Below are 9,796 nucleotides of genomic sequence, written 5' to 3' on the forward strand. Positions count from 1 at the left end.
CATATGAAAATACTGAGACATGATCAATACTTTTTATAAATGGAACCGTCTGCCAAGCTGCGTCATAAACGTCCGGTTCGCAAATACTACAAGGAGCGCAAATATCGTCACTGCGAAAGACCCTGCTGTCACACTCGGCCAGAGCACCTTTGCGACGCCCGTAATATAAAATATGAGCGGCACGAATCCCATCGCAAGCATCATCATAAGAAAACTGAAATACCCCGTCCAGTTCAGCCGGACTCTGAGGATACTGATGGACAACAGCAATATGCCTGCAATGATCAGAAACGGTACGACATAGTCCACCGACCACTGGAGATTGCCGGACATGAAATCGATGACCAGTAAAAGTATTGTCAAACTGATGACCTGTGCTGTAATCTTACCGCCGATATGGGACGCCGAAAGTATCGTGTGACTGAGTGACACAAGTATATAAAATACTGCCACCGCAACATAGAACACCCATAGAAACTGCGGGATGACGATGAGGTTGATCGCAAAACAGATGAGCACCGCAAGTGAGCCGAGCAGTATCGCAAGTCTTGAAATGCGCGTCCGTATTTTCTGTTCTTTAATATCATATTCCGGATACCATACCGTCATTTTGGACGCTTCCGCTTCGGCCAGTTTCGTGCGGCACAACGGGCATCTGCTCTGACTCGTCGTAATATCACAATCCGGGCACCAGTTCATTCATCCTCACCCCATTCGTTCGAGTACACTGTAATATCCAATTCCGTCATATTTCTCAGCCGTCTGAAAAACTCCTGGATGATTTCATTCTCTTCAATTGACCGCGCAAAAGTAATCGTCAGTTTATCATTCACCGTACCGAGCCCGCAGTTGATCGGACTCTTCCTTGTCGGATATAAAATGACTTCCAGCCGGTCCACATGCGGTTTCATCGATTCCGGCAGTTTCGTATTGCCGAGGTTCGACAAGGTCATCGTCTTCGCCCGTTCACCGATCTGATTGAACCCGAACTTCATTACAGGATATTTAATAAAGACCGGTACACCTCTGATCCATAAACTTTTCTGCAGGGAGACAAAACGGTTGATGCCCGTCTGCAATGTATCCTTATCCGTCTTCTTAATCAGCTGTCCGGTAACGTCTGCGATAATATCCTCAAGATGCATATAGCTGTCCATCTGCACCCCGATGTTCGCAACCGCGAAGAAATTTCGCAGTGTCGTCGATGGAAACTGTTTACGCAGACTGATCGGGAGGGCAATCGACACCTGGCCGTCGGTCAGATCTTTCGTCATTTTTTCATCGTGGACGACCTGAATGAGCAGGCTCGTCAGAAAGCCGGTCAATGTCGTCCCCTGGTTTTTGGAAAACTGATTGAGCTTCCCGGCATCGATCACACCGTGAATCACATTGATGCCCGGCGGCTCAAACGGCGTGCCCTGAATCTGATACGCCTTCCCCGGGCGCTTCCCAGGACGCGTCACCGCGTGCGACGTCGCATGTTTCTCAAAGCTGTCCGCCACCTCTTCAGGCTTCGGCGCCACGTCCGGTCTCAGCACAAGACCTTCGGTGTCCACCGTTTCACCTTTCTCCTTCAAGTACTGATAGATCAATGTTTTCAGAAATTCCACCGCACCGCCGCCGTCCGTCAGTGAATGGAATATTTCGACCGATATCCGTTTTTCAAAATAAAGGACACGTATCAGGTAAGCATTGTTTTCCTTCCTGTCGATCGGTGTACATGGATGATCTTTCTCGGGCTTGACGATCAGCTGCTCGTCATTATGTTCCATGAAATCCCAGAACAGCCCTTTACGCACCCGGACCGTCAGTGCCGGGAAACGCACCGCGACGATATCCAGTGCATCCTGAAGAAATTTCGGATCGATCACTTCATTCAATATCATCGACACTCTGAACACCGATGAATTCGTCGCATCCGACACCGCGTGAAATATCTTTCCTGTATTATCAATTCTGTACCACTGATCCATCCATACACCTCCCGGGGACATGTTCTAATCAATCTCTTCCATTCAATTTTACCATGCTCAAACCATTTAAAGTAACTATGTGAGACAACCCGCGCAAACAAAAAGCGGCCATCATTCACCAGGAGGTGCGATGGCCGGCAGAAACGGTTTTTATTTTACTGATCAGGATCTTGATCTGCGTTTTTTCGTGTAGCCATTTTTGCCGAGTGTCCCGAGCTGATAGTTGTAATGGGCGTTGAAATCTTCGATGCTCAAATTGTTTTCCTTCAAAATATTATAGGTGATGTGGCCGGCCATCCTGGCATCGGCCAGTGCGTTATGATGGTTGTCGGTCTTCACATTGAAGTAATCCGCCATATGGACAAGCTTATGGGACGGGAATTTGTATAAGGATTTTGAAAGTCTGTATGAGCATATATAATTGAGCGGCGGAATCTCCAGCCTGTACTTATTATATGCATCCTGGATGCCGTACATATCGAACTGGGAAAAATGCGCCACCATGATGTCTTCACCGATGAACGCCTCAAGTTCCCGCTTCAGTTCCGGAAACGTCGGCTGTCCAAAAACATCCGCTTCAGTGATGCCGTGTATATCTATATTCATATAAGAGAAGTCATCCACTTCCGGATCGATCAGCGAATAAAATTCATCGATGATTCTGCCTGCTTCAAACTTGACCATGCCGATGGAACAGATTGAACTTCTTTCTCTGTTGGCTGTTTCTATATCGAGTGCCACGTATTTCATCATTGTGCCTCCTGTCATAATTTCTTATTATAACTTCTGAGAGGCAATTACACAAAATACAGGATTACAATGAGTGCGTAGCCGGTGAACCACAGACAAATACCATACAGCACGTTATGCTTCGGCATTGTAAATATGCTCTTATTCGCAAGGCTCGACATCAGCAGATTGATGCCTGTGAATGGTGACAGATTGACCGTGACTGCCCAGTTTAAGAGCAGCCCGATCGCCATATAATAATGTTCGCTCACATCCATATCCATGCTGAGGACGGCGAGCGCGGCGACAGTGATCGTAATGATCGGATGCACGCTGAAAAATGACAGTCCGATGATGAGTACCGCAAAGATCGGAATGAGCAGCAATACATGATTGACCCCTGCCGCCTCCAGCATGTTGATCAGAAACGAATCGAACCCGATGACAAGGAGCGACGTTCCGAATACACCGGCACTGATAAAGACCAGCAGTTCGTTACCCATCTTTGGAATACGCTCCTGAGTATAGCTCTTCAAACCTTTCACGACCTTTTCCACACCGCCGATCGCGACACTCCATACGATAAACAGCATGATTGCGACAATCGGGATGATGTTGACAATCGCAAAACCGCTGAACATATCGAGTATGATGATCAGTCCCGTCATGAAAAGCATAATCACACCCAGCTCAGCAATCCGTCGCCTGCTGTAGTACACGGGCGGCGATTCCGGCATTTCACGATATTTCTTGTCATTGAATAAAAACCATTCGCCGAGAAGACTGACAACCGACAGCGTCACACCGAATGCTGCGACCGAAAGCCACCGGACTTCAAAATACGATAATATGACCGCTATGGAAATGAAGTACGGCGACCAGGCAAAAGCGAGTGCAAACCCGCGGTTCAGCGCGGCCATGCGCATCACTTTATGGTCTTTGAACTGATCGGTATCCGTCAGATAATACAGTATCGGCAGCGTGCCCACATTCAGTACTGAACCGATGGAAAACGTCCCGAGTTTCAGAGCATTATAAGACTGCTTTGTATTATTAAAGGATGATTTCAAAAGACCGGTGATATCTTTCAAATACCTCGGTGAAGTGATCGGTATCGCAAGAAGCGGCACGAAGATGAATATCATCAGCACTGCGGTATTCATGAGCAGCCCTTCTATGACATCACCCAGCGAGCCGCCGATGATATAGAAAATCACCGCAGTCACATTCAGTATGATGACCACTGTGAGCGGCACCCTGCTCAAGTAAGGCAGATAACTGATGAGCGCCAGTGCGGTGAACAATGCAATCGCGACTTCCATCCCCGGAATTTCCACGAACAGGGACGCGAGGAACATGAACCCCATGCCAAGGACGAAAAACGGCCTGAAGAATTTTAATTTCATATTTATCTTCCTTACAGATGTTTTGATTTCATGATAGCGCATTTGAAGCGGTCGGGACAGTGAATAGTTTAGAATATTTCGCATTATGAAAATTCTCTGTCAAAGCACATTGATTTGTCCTATAATTAATAAATATATTGTTAGATAATTTCCAATACACTTTTATCGTGAAAGCGGGTTTTACATTGAATATCCTACATAACCAGACCATATTGAGGAATTTCTATTACATATATGCTGCATTGTTCATTCTTTTTCTCATTTACTTTTTCAGCGGTATCGGCGCACTCGGCGTGTTCGTCAATTATCTGGCAATCGGTGTGCTCATCATTTCATGGATTTTCAGTTCAAGACTGTTCAAAATGATTGGCGGGCTGTTCTTTACTGTCGGAGCCATATTTACGCTCACTTCCGGCGAAGGCATCGGGACCATCATCAGTAACTCGACAAGCAACCTGCCCCTATTGATGTTTTTCAGCCTGCTGCCGTGGATCGGAACGGTCGTTAAAGTCGGGGGGCTCGATGAAAGCATTACGGACATGATTCAGGACCGGGCAAGCAGAGTCGATAAAATATACGGCAGCAGTGTCTTCACCACTTACTTCCTTGGCATATTTCTCAATATATCCGCCATCTACATCATCCAGCGGGTATTGGGCGAACTGTTCCAAAAAGCGGATATTTCCTTGAAGAATGAATTCATCATCAAGTCCACGCTCAGAGCGTTTGCGCTCGCCGTCATATGGAGCCCGCTCGAAGTCATCGTCGGACTGACTGTCGACTCGACAGGCGTGTCGTATTTCACCCTGCTCCCCTGGCTGCTGCTCACATCAGTTCTTGTCGGCCTCATTGAAGTATTTTTAACAAGACGCGAATTCAACGGCATCACAATCAATGCAGAATTTGATGAAATAAACAGCTCTGCGCTGAAAAAATCCATCATCAAAATGATAATACTGCTGATCAGTTTTCTTTCAGTCGTCATGTTCTTCAATATGAACTCAGAACTCGGTTTCGTTCTGACAGTCGCACTGATCATTGTGCCGTTCTCATTCGTTGCGGCCTTCGTCATGAAGCGGCTTCCGATTTTTCTTAAAACAGGCTGGAGCACATGGAAAAACCATAACAACAACATGCAGAACTTCTCAGTACTGTTTTTGTCTCTCGGTATATTCTCGGGCGGATTCAACAGCAGTTTCGCACCAGTCCTCATGCAGGAAGTCTTCGGCTATGTCGATTCGTTCCTCATACTGATACTGCTTCTGATCATGGGGCTCATATATGGACTCGCCATGGTCGGTGTCCATCCCGTCGCAACGCTTGCAATACTGTCGGAAGTTCTGGTCCCTGTCCTGACCGCTGAAAATGCACTGTCGATCGGCATCGTCATGGTCGTCTGCGGCATGGGTATATCTGCTGCCGCGCCTTACGGCGTCAATGCGACCATGACCGCACAGAGCATGCAGATCAATCCTTACAAAATCACCAGGATGAATATTGGATTCTCGCTCAGAATGGGTCTGACCGGTATTTTGATTGCGATCATAGCATTGTTCATATAAAAAGAGGAATCCATAGATTCCTCTTTTTTGATGCTTATATATAACCCCTCAGTTCAAATTCTCCCCTATTTAAACTTATATATCTGCCTGGTAGATCGTTTCTCCCTCTTTAATCGTTTCCAGAACTTTAATGTCTTTGATGTCGCTCTTATCGACTTTCAAAGGATTGTCATCCAAAATGACAAGATCGGCAAGTTTGCCCTCTTTGATGCTGCCTTTTCTGTCCTCTTCAAAGTATGCGTATGCGGCGTTGATGGTCACCGCCTTCAGTGCATCGTAGACGGATACTCTCTCCTCCGGTCCGATATGAACACCGTTCCTTGTGATTCTGTTGACTGCACTCCATATCGTATGGAGCATATCCGGATCGACAATCGGTGAGTCCTGGTGGAAGTTCACCATCAGGTCACGGTCGAATGCCGATTTTGACGGACTGATCCTGTTGCCGCGTTCTTCCCCGAAGTTTTTCAAATGCACGTCACCCCAGAAATATGCGTGCGGCACAAATATTGAAGGAATCATTTCCAGATCTTTCATCTTATCCAGCTGATCATTCCGTACCGTCTGGCAGTGGATCATCACCGGCCGCAGTTTGTTCTTATTCGGATTGTCCGAGTCTTCTAGTGCAGCTTTGTAGTTCCGTATCAGCTGATCGCTCGCTGCATCCCCGTTACAATGGGTCAACAGCTGCACATCCGCTTTGATGGCGGCATCCACATACCCCTTAACTTCTTCATCTTCATAAATCGGATAGCCGCGGTAATCCTCTTCGCCTTCATACGGTTCTGTCATCCAGGCCGTTTTCCCTTGAGGTGAGCCGTCCAAAAACATTTTGTAGCCGCCGATTTTAATTCTGTTATGATATTTCTCTACGAATTTCCTGTTATTTTCAAGATCCTCCGGATTTTCTGCAACAAGCGGATACATGACCACATCGACTTTGAACTTATCCGAAAATGACTTGAACAACTCTATGGTCTCTCCTGAAGTGGCACCATCCTGTACAGTTGTAATACCGTTTTTAATATACTCATGCTGGCCGATATCAAGCACCTTCTCGGGGTCTTTATGCGCCCCCTGGAATACATTACGCTTCAGACTCATGAAAGGCGTTTCCTCCAGATAGCCGTTCGGTTCCCTGGAACCTTCCACTCTTCCAATGAGGCCGCCAGCCTCATCTGGTGTATTTTCATCAATAACTGCGAGTTTCAATGTGTAATCATTTACAGAACCGAGATGCCCGGAAGCGTGGCTGATCATAATCGGATGCTCAGTGGATACTTCATTCAACACATCTTTTAAAGGATGTGTCTGTTCTTCCATGAAGTTATGGTCATATCCGAAACCGACCACCTTCTCGCCTTTTTCTACTTCATTCTCTTTTATATATGAAATGAGTTTTTCCTGTATATCTGCAAAGCTCCGGCATTCCTTCAGGTCCGCAAGAAGTGACGTCGGTCCCATCATCGCCAGATGGCTGTGCGGGTCGATGAATGATGGCATTAATACTTTGCTGTTCAAATCGATCTTTTCGATTGAATCGTCATTCATATATGAATCGACCGCATCATCACTTACCACTTCTTTAATCAAACCATCTTCGACCAGCACCGCTTCTAGTGATAATGTCTCATCTTCCATAGTGATGATGTCACCGTTATAAAATAATTTCTTCATTGAATAATACTCCTTTAACTGTTCTGATGTGCACTTTCAAAGCTTTCCAATTCTCCTGTTTTATCTTCTTTTAAGTCATAAGTCTTCCGACCCCACACCTTGAATACTTTCATCACTATCAAATAGCCTGGTATCGGTGCAAGAAGCAGAAGCAGACCCATCGTCGTTGACAGTACGCCTGAAGCCATCAGCATAATGGTTGCGAAAGTCACGTTTGAAATCATCATCGGGATATTCATTAAACCGAGCTCCACTGAAGTTGAAGTTTTCAATGACGGATCCACGATTCTGACGAGTGCGATACCGCTTGGAACCGTACCTGTTGATGTCCCGTAAATCCCCAAAGTCCGTTCATAGTCATTCTTGCCGCCGTAACGTTGTCCGAAGTATATACAGACTGCAAGACTGATCAGCATGACGACTACGGATATCACGAGTATCGGCACAAACCAGTTGCCGATGACACTGAATGTCACACTCATAAATGAAGCGACAATCAAATAGTCTGTAGACCACCCTGTAATCTTGGACTGGAATTTATTATCCATGAAGTTTTCAATGCCTAATTTCCGCATCACATATTTAACAAGGTAGCCGGCAATCATACCGTAGATGAACAGCATGCCGCTGATTGTCGGTCCGATCGCAGGAATCATGGAAGCCAGTTCAGCAAGACCGATGGCGAGCAGGAAACAGATACCGATGATTGCAAAATGGAAACTCATCGTATCGATGTTGCCGCTGTACATCCTTTCATCACCTAAAGAATCTCTTTCCTCATCCTTAATGTAGTATCCGCGTTTAACCGGTTTGTCGATTTCCCTTGATTTCATGCTTTTGGCGAGCCCTTTTCTAATACCGTATCTTGCGAGCGGTACACCGATAAGGAAACAGAGTACGAAGCCCAGTGCAGAAAAAGTCACTCCGACCGTCGCTGCATCCATAATGGCGTACTCGTTTTCCATAATTGCACCGTAAGTTGCAGCCTGTCCCGGCCCCTGCGTAAATGCAAAAGGGATAAGCAGACCATATACTGCATCCATCCCAAAAAATCTGCCGATCAATAAAAGAATTAATACGGCAACGACCGGAGACAGTGCGTAAAGTATATTCCATGTGAACCCCATTCCGAGAGAGCCTTTGGCAACATCTTTACCGCTGGAAGCCGTGGCCTTGGATTTAGGATTACTCGTCAGCCCGATGGATATGAATGTCACCGTAAATAACAGAGTGACGATTTCAATATACATTTCAGAATCAATTGCCGTAATCAGCCCACTGTTCATTACAAAAAATCCAACTATACCTGCAATGACACTAGTCGGTACAAGCATGCGTTTGATAAACCCGACCTTTGTCCGGATAATCAATCCAACACATAACATTGCACTTGCAAGCCCGAACGCTATCATAAAACTCATGCAACCACTTCTCCCATCTTTTACATCTATGAAAAGATTATATATTCTCAAAATTCAAGTACCTGTCCATATTAATGAGAACTACATATAAATGGCAACATGGTCAGAACGTCCGTACCAGTTAAAATATGAAATAAAAAAATCACCTCCGCCTGAATGACAGAGGTGAATCATCGTCTATATTAAATTTCTACTTCTTCCTGAACAGCTTTATATTGAAAGAATACATATCCGCTCTGTAGGCAGCACGTTCGTATTCAACAAAGTGACCGTTCAGGTCCATCAGCTTCCTCTCGGCGATGAGCATGCTTGTTGTCGGCGATACTTTTAAAAGCTTCGAGTCGTCTTTCTTCACCTGACCGGACTTGATTGTCTGTTCCGCTTCTATCGACATGATGCCGAGTTCCTGCTCCAGCAGGTCATATAATGATACTTTGTTCAGATCATACTGTTTGATCTTCTCACCGAGCTCGACGGGATAATAGTTATTCTCTACCCCGATCGGGATATTATCCGCATAACGCACACGTTTGATATGAACGGCTTCTTTAATACCCGTTATTTTCTGAAGATAGACCGGCAAAGTCAACACTTGCGTCTTGATCAGCTTCGCACCGGGCGCCATACCCATATTCTCAATCGTCTCCGTGGTACTGCTCAAGCTGCCCAGCCAGTCATTGATCGGCGTCTCTGCCGTAAAACTGTGCTGACAGTGTTTACAGAGATACCGTTGCTTCGCCAGCTTTAAAAAAGCTGGCAGTCCGGAGAGATGCGGCAGTGTGATGCGCGACGTGCGCGTGCCATTTTTAACAATACTAAAATCGGCATTGATACAGCCACATGCCGGGCAATGGGTCGGATCGTACGTCAGCTTGGCGGTAATGAACAGAGACTTAATCCCCTTGTGCTTGATTTCTTTCACTGATGTATTCGTAAAATCGATATTATCCTCTTTCATTTGGAGTAAAGATAGTATAAAATGCTTCATAGGCGTAAATGTTTCCTTTCTGTGAGTTGTGGTGACTTCA

At 45.8% G+C, this 9,796-nt stretch carries 8 protein-coding genes; 1 reads left to right on the top strand and 7 read right to left on the bottom strand.

Features of this window, described 5'->3' with window-relative positions; genetic code table 11:
• Positions 1-33 precede the first annotated feature (33 nt).
• The 4 genes from BO48_RS14675 to BO48_RS14690 all read right to left on the bottom strand — a co-directional run bounded on the left by BO48_RS14675 (position 34) and on the right by BO48_RS14690 (position 4,108).
• Complete coding sequence (locus tag BO48_RS14675; RefSeq protein ID WP_496368536.1) at positions 34-699, bottom strand: DUF6320 domain-containing protein; 666 nt, start codon at positions 697-699, stop codon at positions 34-36.
• A complete protein-coding gene (locus BO48_RS14680) occupies positions 696-1,973 on the bottom strand; it encodes an alcohol acetyltransferase (RefSeq protein ID WP_496368538.1) in 1,278 nt (425 codons plus the stop codon). Before BO48_RS14680 ends, BO48_RS14675 begins: the two co-directional genes overlap by 4 nt.
• 162 nt (positions 1,974-2,135) lie before the next feature.
• Positions 2,136-2,723 carry a 3'-5' exonuclease gene (locus BO48_RS14685; protein ID WP_496368540.1) on the bottom strand — a complete coding sequence of 196 codons (588 nt, stop codon included), beginning with the start codon at positions 2,721-2,723 and terminating at the stop codon, positions 2,136-2,138.
• Between the two features lie 47 nt (positions 2,724-2,770).
• On the bottom strand, positions 2,771-4,108 hold the full coding sequence (locus BO48_RS14690) for a hypothetical protein (RefSeq protein WP_496368542.1): 1,338 nt from the start codon (positions 4,106-4,108) through the stop codon (positions 2,771-2,773).
• Positions 4,109-4,293: 185 nt separating this feature from the next.
• On the opposite strand from BO48_RS14690, the gene BO48_RS14695 reads away from it, so the two are divergent.
• A complete protein-coding gene (locus BO48_RS14695; protein ID WP_496368544.1) occupies positions 4,294-5,670 on the top strand; it encodes a hypothetical protein in 1,377 nt (458 codons plus the stop codon).
• A gap of 75 nt (positions 5,671-5,745) precedes the next feature.
• Here BO48_RS14695 and BO48_RS14700 read toward each other — a convergent pair whose 3' ends face one another.
• The 3 genes from BO48_RS14700 to BO48_RS14710 all read right to left on the bottom strand — a co-directional run.
• The gene (locus tag BO48_RS14700; protein WP_496368546.1) at positions 5,746-7,347 is read right to left on the bottom strand and encodes an amidohydrolase; all 1,602 of its coding nucleotides are present in this window, start codon (positions 7,345-7,347) and stop codon (positions 5,746-5,748) included.
• A gap of 14 nt (positions 7,348-7,361) precedes the next feature.
• Positions 7,362-8,768, bottom strand: a complete 1,407-nt coding sequence (locus tag BO48_RS14705; RefSeq protein ID WP_496368548.1) for a sodium/glutamate symporter — start codon at positions 8,766-8,768, stop codon at positions 7,362-7,364.
• Positions 8,769-8,958: 190 nt separating this feature from the next.
• Positions 8,959-9,796: GntR family transcriptional regulator (locus BO48_RS14710; protein WP_496368550.1), on the bottom strand; the 838-nt coding region annotated here is incomplete at its 5' end.

It is taken from the genome of Lacicoccus kunmingensis DSM 17847 (genome assembly GCF_059568765.1).

Bases quoted from the DNA above. Each gene is read 5' to 3' on its own strand.
- BO48_RS14675 (WP_496368536.1), bottom strand. From the start codon at position 699: ATGAACTGGTGCCCGGATTGTGATATTACGACGAGTCAGAGCAGATGC.
- BO48_RS14680 (WP_496368538.1), bottom strand. From the start codon at position 1,973: ATGGATCAGTGGTACAGAATTGATAATACAGGAAAGATATTTCACGCG.
- BO48_RS14685 (WP_496368540.1), bottom strand. From the start codon at position 2,723: ATGAAATACGTGGCACTCGATATAGAAACAGCCAACAGAGAAAGAAGT.
- BO48_RS14690 (WP_496368542.1), bottom strand. From the start codon at position 4,108: ATGAAATTAAAATTCTTCAGGCCGTTTTTCGTCCTTGGCATGGGGTTC.
- BO48_RS14700 (WP_496368546.1), bottom strand. From the start codon at position 7,347: ATGAAGAAATTATTTTATAACGGTGACATCATCACTATGGAAGATGAG.
- BO48_RS14705 (WP_496368548.1), bottom strand. From the start codon at position 8,768: ATGAGTTTTATGATAGCGTTCGGGCTTGCAAGTGCAATGTTATGTGTT.